The organism is Gordonia tangerina (genome assembly GCF_021556435.1).
Classification (GTDB): Bacteria; Actinomycetota; Actinomycetes; order Mycobacteriales; family Mycobacteriaceae; genus Gordonia; species Gordonia tangerina.
In genome coordinates, this window is sequence record NZ_JAKGCU010000014.1 from 23128 (window position 1) to 37892 (window position 14765).

The window sequence follows — 14765 nt, forward strand, 5'->3', positions numbered from 1 at the left end:
CGGTGAATACTGGTGTGTCAGCGGGCGATAGGCCGCGAGACATACTTTATGTCGAGAAACTCCTCGATGCCGAGTCGACCGCCCTCACGGCCGAGGCCGGACTGTTTTATGCCGCCGAACGGTGCCGCCGGATTGGAGACCAGGCCGGTGTTGACACCCACCATGCCGACCTGCAGATCCGTCGACAACCGGTCGGCTCGGTCGATGTCCTGGGTGTAGAGGTAACCGACCAGGCCCCACGGGGTGTCGTTGGCCAACCGCAGCACCTCGTCGTCATCGGACTTCGCGTCACCGCCGGCGGTGCCGAACGGGATGATCGCTGCCACCGGGCCGAAGATCTCGGTGTGCATGAGGTCGGCGGCCGGATCCACATCGGTCAGCACGGTGGGCGGATAGAAATGCCCGGGTCCATCCGGTCGCTCACCGCCGCAGACGATGCGGGCGCCACGCTCGAGTGCGTCGTCGACGAGGGTGGTGACCTTGTCGGTGGCCTTCTGCTCGACGAGCGGACCCACCTGGGTGCCGACGGCGGCGCCGTCGCCGACGACGAGCCCGCCCATACGTGCCGACAGTTTGTCGGTGAAGGCGTCGAGCACGTCGCGGTGCACAAAGATCCGATTGGCCGCGGTGCAGGCCTGGCCCATGTTGCGCATCTTGGCCACCATCACGCCGTCAATGGCCCGGTCGACATCGGCGTCGGCGCACACGATGAACGGGGCGTTGCCGCCGAGTTCCATCGACGTGCGCATCACCGTGCCCGCGGCTTGGCCGAGCAGGATCTTGCCGACCTCGGTGGACCCGGTGAAGCTGACCTTGCGGGCATCGCCCGACGTCATCCATTCACCCACCACGGCACCGGGGTCGGTGGTGGTCACCACATTGAGGACACCGTCGGGTAGGCCGGCCTCGCGCAGAATGTCGGTGAGCAGCAACGCGGTCAGTGGCGTCAGCTCGGCCGGTTTGAACACCATCGTGCAGCCCGCCGCGACGGCCGGACCGATCTTGCGGGTTCCCATGGCGAGGGGGAAGTTCCAGGGGGTGATCAGGATGCACGGGCCGACGGGCTGTTTGCTGACCACGACCCGGTTGTTGCCGTCGCCGGTGACGGTGTGGTCGCCGCCGATGCGCACGGCTTCTTCGGCGAACCAGCGGAAGAACTCGGCGCCGTAGGCGACCTCGCCCTTGGCCTCGGCCAGTGGTTTGCCCATCTCGGCGGTCATCACCGCGGCGATCTCGTCGACGCGATCCATGATGATCTGATAAGCGCGATATAGGATCTCGCTGCGGGAGCGCGGTGAGGTCGCCGCCCAATCGGCCTGGTGTGCGGCGGCGGCTGCCAGGGCCAGACGCGCGTCGTCGGCGGAACCGTCGGCGACCACCGTCAGCGGCGCACCGGTGGCGGGATTCTCCACCGTGAAGGTGGCACCCGAGGCGGCGGGTCGCCATTGGCCGTCGATGAACAGGTCGGTGTGCAGGCGCGCGATGGCCTGCGCGGCGTCCGTGGTGGGGATGGTGGCCGTCATGGTCACGCTCCTTCCTGGTTGTCGGGTGCTGTCGATGAGGGATCGGATTCCGTCGACGGATATCGGGGTTCTGTCGACGCTGCGGGAGGTTCGCTCGGCGCGTTCTGGGGTTCTGTCGGCGCGCGGGGAGGTACGGGGGAGCGGGTGAGGAGTTCGGCGAGATGAAGTCCGGCGGAACGAATCTCTGGGTCGGTCGCGGATAGGTGGTCCACCGACATCGCACAACTGAACCCGTCGGTGATCACCGGGCGCTCGGGTGCCGAACGCAACGCGGGTGCCAGGGCGTTCTCGGCGACCGCGACACTCACCTCGTAGTGCCCACGCTCGAATCCGAAGTTCCCGGCGACGCCGCAGCATCCGTCGGAGGTGTGCACCTGCACGCCGAGTGATTCCAGCACCGTCGCGCCGGTGCGCGCGCCGAACACCGCGTACTCGTGGCAATGCGTCTGCAGCGTCACCGATTCGGGTAGTCCGATCGGCGTCCACCCCTGCTCGATGAGCGTCGGGAGATAGTCGGCGAAGCTGTGCACCCGCTTCGACACCCGTCGCGCCGCATCGGTGTGGACGAGTTCCGGGAGGTCCTTGCGTAGCGCTGCGGCGCAACTGGGTTCGGGTAGCACGATCGGCCGATCGGTGCCGTCGTCGAGAGCGTCGGCAGTGCGCGTCAACACTTTTCGCGCGTGCTTGAGCTGCCCGGTGGAGATCCAGGTGAGGGCACAGCAGTTGTCCGCGTGGCAGCCGACCTGTGCGCCGGTGGCACCGAGGACGTCGGCGGCGGCCGTGGCGACCTGCGGCCGGAATGCCTGCGTGAACGAATCGATGAACAAGATGACGTCGGAGGTGGAACCGACGTCGGGCAGTGCGCCCAGATGACGCCGCCGATCGCGTCGACGTGCGAAGCGGGGCATGCTGCGGCGCGGGTCGAGTCCCCCGGCCCGGGCGGCCACGCGGCGCAGCGGACTGCGCAGGCTCGCATTGATCATCGGTGCCAGCGCACCGGCGACGCCCAGCCAGGCCGGCATCCAACCCAGGGAGTAGTGCGACAGTGGTCGCCGACGCCCGGCGTAGTGATGGTGGAGGAACTCCGACTTGTAGGTCGCCATGTCGACACCGGTGGGGCAGTCGGTGGAGCACGCCTTGCACGACAGGCACAGGTCGAGGGCATCGGCGACATCGGTGGACTGCCAGCCGGATTCGACGTCGGGGGCGGTGCGCACCATGTCCTGCAGCACTCGCGCACGGCCGCGCGTGGAGTCCTTCTCGTCGCGGGTGGCGCGATAGCTGGGGCACATCACGCCGCCCGACGACGCGCGGCACCGCCCGACCCCGATACAGCCCTGGACGGCGTGCACGAACGGGTCGAGCCCCGGGTCGGTCCCGACGCCACTGCTCGGGGCAGCCTGTGTGGGATCGGGGGTGCCGAGATCGAACATGGTCGACCAGGTGCGGGCCGGGACGTCGGCGAGCGCGAGGTCGGCGGTGATCGGCGGCGGATCGACGATGGAGCCGGGGTTGAGCGTGCCGGTGGGATCCCAGATCCGCTTGAATTCCGCGAAGGCGCTGAGCATGGCGGGGGAGTACATCACCGGGAGAAGAGCCGATCGTGCCCGGCCGTCGCCGTGTTCACCGGACAGCGAACCACCATGGGCCACAACGAGATGAGCGGCGTCGTTGCAGAACCTGTCCATGGTCGCCCGGCCGTCGGCGGTGCGCAGATCGAAGGTGATGCGTACGTGCATGCAACCGGCGCCGAAGTGCCCGTACATCACCCCGGTGAGCCCGTGCCGATCGAGAAGGCCGGTGAAGTCGTCGAGATAGTCGGCCAGTCGGTCCGGGGCGACCGCGGCATCCTCCCAGCCGGGCCAGGACTCGTAACCGCTGTCGACGTTGTCGTCATCGGGGTCGGCCAGGCGTGACGAGAGTCCCGCACCGTCCTCGCGGACCCGCCAGAGCGTCTTGCGGGTCACTGGATCGGGCACCGTGGTGCCGGCGATCATCCGCCCGCCGGCCCGGAGCTCATCGAGCAGTCGCTTCGCGGTGGCCGTCACGTTGGTCTCGGATTTCTGTGCGGCGCTGTGCTCGTCGAGGTCGATGAACAGCCAGGCGGTGCACTCGCGGTCGGAGATGCCGGGCAACGCGCTCACCGTGTCGCGACCACGGCGGGCGGCCATCGTCGCGACGATCTTGCGGTCGATGCCCTCCACCGCCGACGGTGCGTACGGCAGGATGGCGGGCACATCGCGGGCGGCGTCGCTGACGCTGGGGTAGCCGACGCACAGCAACAGTGGACTGGTGGCGACCGGCACCAGCCGTACCCGGGCGGCCACCACCAGTGCGCAGGTGCCCTCGCTGCCAACCAGGGCGCGAGCTATGTCGAAACCGTTCTCCGGCAGCATCTTCGACAGGTGGTATCCCGACACCTGCCGCGGGATGGTCTCCAGGTCGGTGCGCAGGATGGCGAGGTTGCGGGTTGTGAGATCGCGCAGCTGCTCGGTGAGATCGACCGCACGTGCCGCGGCTTCGGCATCGTCCGGATCGGTGGCATGGATGCCGGTGCGGGTTGCGGTGAGCCGCAGCCCGTCGGCCGTGACGAGGTAGAGCTCCTCGACATGATCGGTGGTACGGCCGTGCCGGACCGAGTGGTTGCCGCACGCATCGTTGCCGATGGCACCGCCGAGAGTCGCACGTGACGCCGACGATGGGTCGGGTGCGAACGTCAGCCGACCGTCGGTGGCCGCCTTGGCCTGTGCGGCCAGTGACGTGAGGACTATCCCGCTCTCGGCGACGGCGGTGCCCGATGCGGCATCGACGGCGCGCAACCGATCCATGTGCCGGGAGAGGTCGATGACGACGCCGGTGCCGATGGCGTTGCCGCCCATCGACGTCCCGCCGCCACGCGCGATGAGCGGGATGCCGTGCGCGTGGCAGTACGCCGCGGTACGCGCGACGTCGACGTCGGTGTGCGGAAAAACCACCGCAATCGGACGAATCCGGTAATTGGAAGCGTCGTAGGAGTATTCGGCACGTCGGCGGGAGGACGCATCGACCTCGAGACCGAGCGCGGCGAGTTCACCGGAGACGTCTACATCTCCGGTGGCTGCCGGCCCCCTGGTGCTGACATCGGTCATCTCTGTCCGAGCGTATCGTCTGCGAACACATCGGACAGCGTTGCGGCGAATCGTTCCAGTCCTAGGGCGATCTCGTCCTCGGTCACCACCAGCGCCGGGATCAGGCGCACCACGTTGCCGGCGGGCCCGCAGGTGAGAGTGAGTAGGCCGTGCCGGGTGGTGGCCTGCTGAACCGCCGCGGCGGCCGCGGCATCGGGCACCGGCACGTCGGCGGCGTCTGTCTTGACGAACTCGATTCCGGTCATCAGGCCAAGCCCCCGGACATCGCCGATCGCGTCGAAGCGCCCGGCGATCTCCTGCAGCCCGGTGAGCAGTTGCTCGCCCCGGACCCGGGCGTTCTCCACCAGATTCTCGTCGCGGATGACGTCGATGGTGGCCACGGCGGCGGCCGCGGCGACGGCGTTGCCGCCGTAGGTGCCGCCCTGCGACCCCGGCCACGCCTTGCTCATCAGTTCGGTGGAGGCGGCGATGGCCGAGATGGGAAAGCCCGAGGCCAGGCCCTTGGCGGTGATGAGGATGTCGGGAGTCAGATCCGATGCGTGCTGATGTCCCCAGAACTTGCCGGTGCGGCCGAAGCCGGCTTGTACCTCGTCGAGGATGAACAGGATGCCGTGGCGATCCGCGCGTTCACGCAGACCCTCCAGGAATCGCGGTGGGGTCGGTAGGTAGCCGCCATCGCCGAGCACCGGTTCGATGAGGAACGCGGCGGTGTCGTTGGGTGCGACGCGTGACTGCAGCAGGTAGTCGAGCTCGCGCAGCGCGAAGTCGACGGCGGCGTCGGTGCCCCAGCCGTAGCGGTAGGCATACGGGAACGGTGACATGTGCACGCCGGACATGAGCGGTGAGAACCCGGCCGAGAAGCGGGTGCCCGCTGTGGTGAGGCTGGCCGCGGCGACGGTGCGGCCGTGGAAACCGCCCTGGAAGACGATGATGTTGGGTCGGGCGGTGGCCATCCGGGCCAACCGGATGGCGGCCTCGACGGCCTCCGATCCGGAGTTGGCGTAGAAGACCGAATCGAGACCCAGGGGTAGCACGCCACCGAGCTTCTCGGTCAGTTCGAGCAGCGGCTGATGCATCACCGTCGTGTACTGGGCATGGATGATCTTGGTGCACTGCTCCTGCGCTGCGGCGACCACGCGCGGGTGGCAGTGACCGGTACTGGTGACGCCGATACCGGTGGTGAAGTCGAGGTAGTCGTTGCCGTCGGTTCCGCGGATCCACGAGCCCTGCGCATGGTCGACGACGACGGGCGTGGCCTGTTTGAGCGCGGGGCTCAGCGATGCGGTTTGGGCGGTGTTCATGGCTTCGGCAGTGACGGTCATGCGTACACGGTGACGGTCGATCGTCGGATTGTCAACAATTAGACATCGTCCCTGGTCCGGCGCGTGCAGAGGAGGGTTTCCGGCCGCAGTTCCGGATTCCGGCTTGGCGTCCGAACTGCGGCCAGAACCCATAGGTGCGGCCAGAACCGCGGCGCCTGGTTACGGTGAGGCGTGGCCACACAACGACCGACCATCGCGATCCTCGGGGCCGACGGCGTCCCGGAGCCCGCCAACCTCGATGAGATCTCGGAGCTCGCCACCATCCGACCCTGCACCGCGCAGACCTTGCCCGCGGCGCTGACCGGAGCCGATGTGCTGCTCGTGTGGGACTTCTTTTCCCGTGCGCTGAAGGACAATTGGGGTCCCGCGACCGCCGATCTCCGTTGGGTGCACGTATGCGCCGCCGGCGTCGACTCGCTGTTGTTCGACGATCTGCGTCGCTCTGACATCGTCGTCACCAACGCCGCGGGGGTATTCGACCGCCCGATCGCCGAGTTCGTACTTGCCTCGATCCTCGCGCGTGACAAGCAGTTACACATCTCCAAGCGATTTCAGGAGCAGCGTACCTGGCAGCATCGGGAGACCGCGCGCACCGAGGGCTCCTCGGCGTTGGTGATCGGTACCGGCGGCATCGGTCGCGCCACCGCTCGGCTGTTGAAGGCCGTCGGGATTCGGGTGACCGGAGCGGGACGGACCGCACGGTCCGACGACCCCGACTTCGGCACCGTCGTGCCCACCGATGACCTCGCCGAGCACGTCGGCGGATTCGACACCGTGGTCGCGATCGCCCCGTTGACCCCGCAGACCGAGCGGATGATCAACGCCGCCGTGCTGTCTGCGATGCGGTCGGATGCGCACCTCATCAACGTCGGGCGCGGTCAGCTTGTCGACGAACCGGCCTTGATCGACGCACTGCGGTCCGGCGACATCGGTGCGGCCTCGCTCGACGTGTTCACCGACGAACCGCTCGACCCGTCGAGCCCGCTGTGGGCGATGGAGAACGTCGCCATCTCCCCGCACATGAGCGGTGACGTCGTCGGATGGCGCGACGTACTCGCCGAACAGTTCCTCACGAACCTGCGGCGCTACCTCGATGCGTCCGTACCGCCGGCCGAGGTGCTCGGCAACGTCGTCGACAAGGACCGGGGTTATGTCGCCGGCGCTACACGCACCGGCGGCGATAGTAGGCTGTAGCGCGATGACCATTGTGTATTTCGTGATCGCCGTGTTGGCACTCGCCGGTGCGGTCGCCCTGTTGTGGCTCGACCGGCAGCGTGCGAGTGCTGTGCGGCATCGGCGAGCGGTCTGGGGGGACCAGCACGAGTTCAAGTTCCGTGAAACGGACACCAAGCTGCGCAAGGTCTTTCACCGCGCGACGATGAACGTGCCCGACCGTGTGGCAGTGCAGGACGTCGCATACGGGCACTACGCCGGCACCGAGGCGGCGGTGTTCGACCTCGCCGAAACGGCCACCGTGGTCGCGGTACGGCGCTCGACCCCGTCCCCGGTCGTGATCGACCTCCGCCACGAGGACGTCCTGGCGCCGGCCGAAGAAGACGTGGAGCTGCTGGGCGCGATGGGGCCGCGTGTGATGTTCTCCAACAATCTCGACGTGGCGCGTCGTGTCTGCGATCGGCGCATGGTGGCGTTGGCCAACAACGCCCCGCCGTTCATCGAGGTGCTGTGGAACGAGGGCAACTGGGTGCTCGGCTCGATGCCGCTGACCACCGAAGACGCTCAGCTCGACACCGGGCTCGAGGTGGTCCGCCGGTTCGCTGATCTGTTGCGCGTGCTACCCCCACTGGTCGATCCGCAGGATGCCCCGGACCCCCGCGACCCGCACGGCCCCACACGCGCCGAACTGGCCGACGAGAAGACCGAGTCGATGCGCGACAAGCAGCGCCGCGCGCGGATCGAGGCCGACAAACCCGCAGCTGCTGCCGCCCCGCACCAGCCACCCACCGCGGCGCCCGAGCCGTCGACCGCCGAGGGTGACGAGGTGTCACCCGCGCCGACACGAGCCTGGAGTCAAACTCCGGAATCGGCACCCGGACGGCGCATGCAACCGATGCCTGTGCGTCGGCCGGGACCTGACGGGCGTCGTCCCTACGACATGCCGCCGGGCGCCACCCCTCCCTCCGATCGCCCCAACCGTCACCGCAAAGGCTGATGTCGTCGGCCTCGCGGCGCGCGTCGGCGCACCCGTGACCGTCCACCACTTGCAGAAATGAGCAGCGTCATGTCTTCGTCAGCGTCCGCACCCACCGTCGACGACCGCGCCCGAACCCGCCTGGCCGAACTGGTCACCGACCTGGCCGTCGTGCACGGACGGGTGACGTTGTCGTCGGGCAAACAAGCCGACTACTACGTGGATCTGCGGCGAGCCACGCTGCACCACGAGGCGTCGCGGCTCATCGGGCAGCTGATGCGCGAACTCACCTCCGACTGGTCGTATGACGCGGTCGGTGGCCTCACCTTGGGGGCGGACCCGGTCGCCACGTCGATCATGCACGCCGACGGCCCGGCCATCGACGCCTTCGTGGTGCGCAAGGCCACCAAGACCCACGGCATGCAACGCCGTATCGAAGGTCCCGATATCGCCGGGCGCGCTGTGCTCGTCGTCGAGGACACTTCCACCACCGGTGCCTCGCCGTCTGCTGCGGTCGAGGCCGCGCGGGAGGCCGGCGCCACGGTCATCGGAGTGGCCACCGTGGTGGACCGGGCGACCGGTGCCGACGAGGTGATTTCCGCCCTCGGGGTGCCCTACCGGTCGTTGCTCGGCTTGCCCGATCTCGGCCTCGGCTAGGCCCGAGTGGAGCGACTTACGACCGTGGAGGAAACCGGACCCACCGAGTGGCAACCGCGGTCGACGCCGTCGGTCGGAGTGGGGCCGTGGATCGCCGAACACGACGCCCCGGCCCCCACCGACGCACGCTACGACCCCGAGCTGCTCGCCGACGGCGACACCCGCAACGTGGTCGACGCCTACCGGTACTGGACGCGCGACGCCATCGTCGCCGACATCGACTCCCGGCGTCACCCCTTCCACGTGGCCATCGAGAACTTTGCCCACGATGCCAACATCGGCACCGTGGTACGCACCGCCAACGCCTTCGCGGCGGCGGCGGTGCACATCGTCGGCCGACGGCGGTGGAATCGGCGCGGCGCGATGGTCACCGATCGCTATCAGCATCTGATGCACCATGATTCGGTGGCCGAGCTGATCGACTGGGCGCGAGCCGAGGGACTCGCCGTGGTCGCCGTGGACAACACGCCGGGTGCGGTTCGCCTCGAGACGGCAGACCTGCCGCGCGACTGTGTGCTGCTGTTCGGGCAGGAGGGCCCCGGAGTCAGCGACGACGCCCAGACCCACGCCGACCTCACCGTTTCGATCGCCCAGTTCGGCTCCACCCGCAGCATCAATGCCGGTGTGGCGGCCGGGATTACGATGCACGCCTGGGTGCGTCAGCATGCCGATCTCGGGACGGCGTGGTAGGCGGCGCCGATGCGTCAGCCGCGACGCAGCAACTCGGCGACCCGGTTGGCGGAGTCGAAGGCCAGCACGCGGCCGCGCCGGGCCAGTCGTCGTGGCGCCGACGGTGGGCTCGGCGGCGTGATCGTCAACGAGTCGCCCACCCGGACCCGGCCCGACCGGATGACGTCGGCATACACGCCGAGGTAGCGGTCGGCGGTCGTGGCGACCGCACGGGTCAGACCGGCCTCCACCGGTAGGCCCACATGTGCCCGGCTGGGCACCACGCAGCGCACCGTCCGCATCACCACGCGCATGCGTGCGTCACCCAGGTCCAGGGTGGCGTCGGGCCACCGGGCCTCCGGGAGGCCGTCGGCGCCGAAGTCGCCGGCGAGTATCAGGTTCGGCCGGAACCGTCGGGGATCGAGGTGCTCGACACCCATCGCGGCGGCGATGGTGGCCACGCTCGTCTCGGTGATGATATGCACCGGACACAGATCGACGAACGTACCCGGCGGGGTGGCGTTGCGGGTCAACGTCGACAGCGCGCGGGCATTCATGTCGGAGACCTTCGGCAGCTTCTCGTCGGACGCGATACCCAGATCGCGGGCGAGCGCCCCCGGGGTCAGCGACGTCATCCGCTCGCGCCACGACAGCCGGTGCGCGCGCGGATCGTCGGGCAGGGGGATCAGGCGGACATCGCGGTCGAGTCGCGCGGACACGGCGGAATGGATCTGCGGGTCGTCGCTGTGATGCTCCGAGCCGTCGGGAGCGGTGAGGATCACCGCCGGTACCCGCCCCGGGCCCGCGTCGGGGCCGGGTGGCGCCGCGAACCGCGCGGAGAATCCCAAGACGGCGGGCAGCCGTCGAGCCGAGATGGTGGTGTCGCGTTCGACATCATGCAGGGCCCACAGCCGATCACCATGTACCCCAAGGGGTCTCAACTCGAGCGACTCGAGCGACTCGCCACCCATCGACTTCACTGGATGGCGCCACAACTCGGTGATACGACACGGTGTGCTGCTCATCGGTCCCTGCTCTCCGGCGATTGCCCGCAACTGTGCCCGCGGCGGTGGGTCGCGCCCACGGTAACCGATCGTTCACTTGCGCAACCAACGTCCGGGACGGAAGAGTGATCACCCGTGTCGACCTCGCGCCTACGCCCCGCGCTCATCTCCGTACTGACTGCTCTGACTCTCGGTCTCGGTCTCGTCTCCGGGGGAGTCGCCGCGGCCGCGCCCACCCCGGTGGCGGCGCCGGCGGCGTTCACACCCGCCCAGCTCATCGGACCGTACCCGTCGGACTATCCGCCGGGCGGGACGTACGTGCCGGTCCTGGACGGCTTCGATGTTCTGCGTGAACAGCGCCCCGACATCATCGACCAGAATCTGCGCACCGTCATCCGGATCAACAACTCGGCCACCCCGGCCCAGCAGGCCGACGCGATCGCGATCAACTACGACGATCGGTTGACCTCGTTGTCCGAAGCGCTCGGGAAGCGGCTCGGGCCGGTCTTCCGCAAGCTGCTCGCCGACGGCCGGGTGCCGAAGGTCGCCGCGCTCACCGAGGGCTACACGGCACGCGCCATGCTCCCGCTCGGCACCACCCTGATCGAGAAGGAGATCTTCGGCAACCCGCGTCCGTTCGTGGTGGCGCCCGGAAAGATCGAGCGCTACAACCGGCCGGGCGAGGACCTCTACGCCGACCTCGGCGGGAACGGCTCCTATCCGTCCGGACACACCAGCATGGGTTACCTGTTCGGCGGACTGCTGGCGTATTGGCTGCCCGAACTCGGCCCACAGATCATCGCCCGTGCCGGTGAGATCGGCCTGGGCCGCATCGTGCTCGGTGTGCACTACCCGCTCGACGTGATGGGTGGACGGATCCTGGCGACCGACCTCGCCTCGGCACGACTGTCCGATCCGGCCTTCCGGTCCCTCGTCGACCAGGCGGGACGTCAGCTTCGTGCCGAACTCGAACGTGCCGTCGGCGGATCGTTGACGCGATTCATCGCCGCGGACACCCCGTACATGAGCACCCAGCAGGCGGTGGCGGAGCATCGGCGGATGATGACCTACGGCTTCGACAAGACGGCGCCGGCTCAGCGCAACCAGATCCCCGCGTCGGCGGCGGCGCTGCTCGCGAGCCGATTCCCGGGTCTGACCGACGCGCAGCGTCTCGACATCTTGCAGCGGACCGCGATCGACCCCGGCTATCCGCTCGACAAGTCGGGCAGCGACGGCGGGTGGCTGCGGATCGATCTGGCTGCGGCGTACGCCTACACCCCGTAGCCGCCCGCGCGGAAGCCTATGAGGTCCGCTTCTCCGGCGTCTCCACCTCGAGCGTTTCCTCGACGACCGGCTTGCGAGAACGCAGGAACCGCTTGACGACCTCCGCGATGATCGGGACCACCGAGACGAACACGATCAGCAGGAAGATGATGTCGATGTTGTCGCGGATGAACGCGATCTGCCCGAGGAAGTATCCGAGCAGGGTGACACCGGCGCCCCACGCGATCGCACCGACCACGTTGTAGGTGAGGAACACCGGGTAACGCATTTTGGCAGCTCCCGCGACCAGCGGGGCATAGGTGCGCACGATCGGTACGAAACGTGCCAGGAAGATCGTGATGGGCCCATGCTTTTCGAAGAACTCGTGGGCCTCGAAGATATAGCGCTCTTTGAGCACCTTTGCGTTCGGTCGGAACAGCGAGTATCCGACGCGGTTGCCGATGAGGTAGCCGACCTGGTCGCCCAGGAATGCCGCGATCGGGATCGTCACAAGCAGCACCCACAGGGGTGCGAACGGTTCGATGTCGGTGGATTTCGCGGCGACGATCAGCCCCGCGGTGAACAGCAATGAATCGCCGGGCAACAACGGGAACAGCAGCCCCGACTCGATGAACACGACCAGCAGCAGGCCGGCGAGGATCCAGGTGCCAAACGAGTTCAGCAAGTTCACCGGGTCCAGAAACCCCGGCATCAAGGCGAGGTTGGTCGTGGTGGTGGCAAGGGCGGTGTCGATCACGACGAACCAATGTACTCGCGCAACCGGAGCGGAAGGTACTTCTGCGCTGGGAGTCGGCTAAGGGGTGGCTGTGACCGAAGCCTCGGCGTCGGTGGAGTAGACCTTGTGCTGGACGAGTGCCACCAATCCCACCACGACTGCACCGAGGACGAACAACCCGAGCGCACCGGGCCAGTCGTCACCGACGCCCATCAGGCCTCCCTCGTCGGTCTGCCACGGCCACAGCGCCCGTAGCGAACCCAGCAGAAGGCCGGCGGCCGCGATCATGGCGGTGGTGTGATGGTGTTCGAGCAGCCATTCGAGCACGCGCACGAAGGTCACGATGCCCAGTAGTGCGCCTAGGGCGAAAACCGACAGATACTGCAGGTCGCGGTCGTCGACAGCGGCCATGGTGGGTGCGTAGATGCCGACCACCAGCAAGAAGAACGAACCCGACACACCGGGCAAAACGAGCGCACACACAGCCACCGCCGCGGCGCAGAACACCAGGACCAGCGGCGGATCGGCGATCTCGCTGCGCGGTAGCGAGGTGAGCACGAACACGGCGACAGCCATCATGGCGAACACTGCCGCGGCGCGGCCCTTGGCGCCGCCACCGTCGAGGTCGCCGGGCCGGACCTCGAGGAACGGGATCGCGACCGAGGCGGCGATCATGCCCATGAACAGTGCCTTGGAGTAAACGGGCTGCTCTGTGACGAACGTCTCCATCACCCCGGCGATGGAGAAGACGGCGATGAGCATGCCAATCGCGACCGGGATGAGCAACCACCAGTCGACCTGGCGGATCTGGGCCCGCCAGTCCGAGCGCAGGACCACCGCCCGCGGGACGTCGGTGACGTGTTTGGCCGATGCGATCAGCCGGCTGTAGATGCCGGTGACCAGTGCGACCGTTCCGCCGGAGACACCGGGCACGGTCTCGGCCAGTCCCATCAGACCGCCGCGCACCACGTTGGCGACGGTGACACCGGCCGACGGACGGTGATTGTCGGGAGATGGACGATCCTGCGGTACCGGTTTCTCCTTTGACGACGACACGGTTGCCATCGTAACGGTCAAACCGGGCGGGCCGAGCGTCGGCGGAACCGGGCCCGCGGGTCCACCTGCAGCCGCAACAGCGCGCCGCGCACCTGCCATACTGAGACGCGATGGCAGCTCGCGCCTGCGAGAACCCTACGTTCGAAGGATTTCGTCGATGCCCATTGCAACTCCAGAGCAGTACGCAGAGATGTTCGACAAGGCCAAGAAGGGGGGCTACGCGTTCCCCGCGATCAACTGCACGTCGTCGTCGACGATCAACGCAGCCATCAAGGGTTTCGCCGATGCCGGCAGTGACGGCATCATCCAGTTCTCCACCGGTGGTGCGGAATTCGGTTCCGGCCTCGGCGTGAAGGATATGGTCACCGGCGCGGTGGCGCTCGCCGAGTTCGCGCATGTGGTGGCCGCCAAGTACGACGTCACCATCGGTTTGCACACCGACCACTGCCCGAAGGACAAACTCGACACCTACGTGCGTCCGCTGCTCGCGATCTCGCAGGAGCGCGTCGACGCCGGGAAGAACCCGCTGTTCCAGTCGCACATGTGGGATGGCAGCGCCGTGCCGCTCGACGAGAACCTGGAGATCGCGAAAGATCTGCTCGCGAAGGCGGGCGCCGCCAACATCATCCTGGAGATCGAGATCGGCGTCGTCGGCGGTGAAGAAGACGGTGTGGAGAACGAGATCAACGACAAGCTGTTCACCACCCCCGAGGACTTCGAGAAGACCCTCGACGCGCTGGGCGCGAGCGACACCGGTAACCGGTACCTGCTCGCCGCGACCTTCGGCAACGTGCACGGCGTCTACAAGCCGGGCAACGTGAAACTGCGTCCCGACGTGCTGAACACCGGCCAGGAGGTCGGGGTCAAGAAGCTCGGTCTGGTTGAGGGCGCGAAGCCGTTCGACTTCGTCTTCCACGGCGGTTCCGGCTCGCTGAAGAGCGAGATCGAGGAGGCCCTCAGCTACGGCGTCGTGAAGATGAACGTCGACACCGACACCCAGTACGCCTACACCCGTCCGGTCGCCGGGCACATGTTCGAGAACTATGACGGCGTGCTCAAGGTTGACGGCGACGTGGGCAACAAGAAGACCTACGATCCGCGCGGCTGGTCGAAGAAGGCCGAGACCTCGATGTCGGAGCGTGTGGTGGAGGCCTGCACCGACCTGAAGTCGGTGGGTAAGTCCATCAGCGCCTGAACGACCCGCGTAACCACTCGACAGCGCCCGGTTCGCCGGGCGCTGTCGGCCGTTCAGGAGATG

At 67.8% G+C, this 14765-nt stretch carries 12 protein-coding genes; 6 read left to right on the forward strand and 6 right to left on the reverse strand.

The features are described from left to right. Positions 1-17 precede the first annotated feature (17 nt). From L1892_RS15080 to L1892_RS15090, 3 genes are read right to left on the reverse strand one after another with little or no spacing between them, the layout of a single operon-like run. Positions 18-1523 carry an NAD-dependent succinate-semialdehyde dehydrogenase gene (locus L1892_RS15080; RefSeq protein ID WP_235724426.1) on the reverse strand — a complete coding sequence of 502 codons (1506 nt, stop codon included), beginning with the start codon at positions 1521-1523 and terminating at the stop codon, positions 18-20. Positions 1524-1525: 2 nt separating this feature from the next. Continuing rightward, complete coding sequence (locus L1892_RS15085) at positions 1526-4651, reverse strand: FAD-binding and (Fe-S)-binding domain-containing protein (RefSeq protein ID WP_235724427.1); 3126 nt, start codon at positions 4649-4651, stop codon at positions 1526-1528. Then, positions 4648-5973 (reverse strand): aspartate aminotransferase family protein, encoded by a 1326-nt coding sequence (locus L1892_RS15090; RefSeq protein ID WP_235724428.1) that lies wholly within the window; start codon positions 5971-5973, stop codon positions 4648-4650. Before L1892_RS15090 ends, L1892_RS15085 begins: the two co-directional genes overlap by 4 nt. 171 nt (positions 5974-6144) lie before the next feature. Between L1892_RS15090 and L1892_RS15095 the strand changes: the two genes are divergently transcribed. The 4 genes from L1892_RS15095 (at position 6145) to L1892_RS15110 (ending at position 9469) form a co-directional block, all read left to right on the forward strand. Beyond that, positions 6145-7167, forward strand: a complete 1023-nt coding sequence (locus L1892_RS15095; protein WP_235724429.1) for a D-2-hydroxyacid dehydrogenase — start codon at positions 6145-6147, stop codon at positions 7165-7167. 4 nt (positions 7168-7171) lie between these two features. Further along, on the forward strand, positions 7172-8143 hold the full coding sequence (locus L1892_RS15100; RefSeq protein ID WP_235724430.1) for a TtfA family protein: 972 nt from the start codon (positions 7172-7174) through the stop codon (positions 8141-8143). Between the two features lie 69 nt (positions 8144-8212). Next, positions 8213-8779 carry an orotate phosphoribosyltransferase gene (gene pyrE, locus L1892_RS15105; protein ID WP_235724431.1) on the forward strand — a complete coding sequence of 189 codons (567 nt, stop codon included), beginning with the start codon at positions 8213-8215 and terminating at the stop codon, positions 8777-8779. A gap of 24 nt (positions 8780-8803) precedes the next feature. Continuing rightward, a complete protein-coding gene (locus L1892_RS15110) occupies positions 8804-9469 on the forward strand; it encodes a TrmH family RNA methyltransferase (RefSeq protein WP_235724432.1) in 666 nt (221 codons plus the stop codon). 14 nt (positions 9470-9483) lie between these two features. On the opposite strand, the gene L1892_RS15115 is transcribed toward L1892_RS15110, so the two are convergent. Further along, positions 9484-10473, reverse strand: coding sequence for an MOSC domain-containing protein (locus L1892_RS15115; protein ID WP_235724433.1), 990 nt, complete (start codon positions 10471-10473; stop codon positions 9484-9486). Positions 10474-10587: 114 nt separating this feature from the next. Between L1892_RS15115 and L1892_RS15120 the strand changes: the two genes are divergently transcribed. Beyond that, entirely contained in the window at positions 10588-11736 is a 1149-nt protein-coding gene (locus L1892_RS15120) for an acid phosphatase (RefSeq protein ID WP_235724434.1), read from the forward strand. Positions 11737-11752: 16 nt separating this feature from the next. Here the strand turns inward: L1892_RS15120 and L1892_RS15125 are convergent, their stop codons facing one another. Together L1892_RS15125 and L1892_RS15130 are read right to left on the reverse strand one after the other, a co-directional pair. Then, entirely contained in the window at positions 11753-12472 is a 720-nt protein-coding gene (locus L1892_RS15125; RefSeq protein ID WP_235724435.1) for a VTT domain-containing protein, read from the reverse strand. A 57-nt stretch (positions 12473-12529) separates the two neighbouring features. Continuing rightward, complete coding sequence (locus L1892_RS15130; RefSeq protein ID WP_372475100.1) at positions 12530-13516, reverse strand: DUF368 domain-containing protein; 987 nt, start codon at positions 13514-13516, stop codon at positions 12530-12532. Between the two features lie 148 nt (positions 13517-13664). Here L1892_RS15130 and fbaA point away from each other — a divergent pair, with 148 nt between their 5' ends. Next, on the forward strand, positions 13665-14702 hold the full coding sequence (gene fbaA, locus L1892_RS15135) for a class II fructose-bisphosphate aldolase (protein ID WP_235724437.1): 1038 nt from the start codon (positions 13665-13667) through the stop codon (positions 14700-14702). Positions 14703-14765: the final 63 nt, after the last annotated feature.

Excerpts from the sequence above, each read along its gene's own strand:
- L1892_RS15115 (WP_235724433.1), bottom strand. The coding sequence starts at position 10,473 with ATGAGCAGCACACCGTGTCGTATCACCGAGTTGTGGCGCCATCCAGTG.
- L1892_RS15130 (WP_372475100.1), bottom strand. The coding sequence starts at position 13,516 with ATGGCAACCGTGTCGTCGTCAAAGGAGAAACCGGTACCGCAGGATCGT.
- L1892_RS15090 (WP_235724428.1), bottom strand. The coding sequence starts at position 5,973 with ATGACCGTCACTGCCGAAGCCATGAACACCGCCCAAACCGCATCGCTG.
- L1892_RS15085 (WP_235724427.1), bottom strand. The coding sequence starts at position 4,651 with ATGACCGATGTCAGCACCAGGGGGCCGGCAGCCACCGGAGATGTAGAC.
- fbaA (WP_235724437.1), top strand. The coding sequence starts at position 13,665 with ATGCCCATTGCAACTCCAGAGCAGTACGCAGAGATGTTCGACAAGGCC.
- L1892_RS15080 (WP_235724426.1), bottom strand. The coding sequence starts at position 1,523 with ATGACGGCCACCATCCCCACCACGGACGCCGCGCAGGCCATCGCGCGC.
- pyrE (WP_235724431.1), top strand. The coding sequence starts at position 8,213 with ATGTCTTCGTCAGCGTCCGCACCCACCGTCGACGACCGCGCCCGAACC.
- L1892_RS15100 (WP_235724430.1), top strand. The coding sequence starts at position 7,172 with ATGACCATTGTGTATTTCGTGATCGCCGTGTTGGCACTCGCCGGTGCG.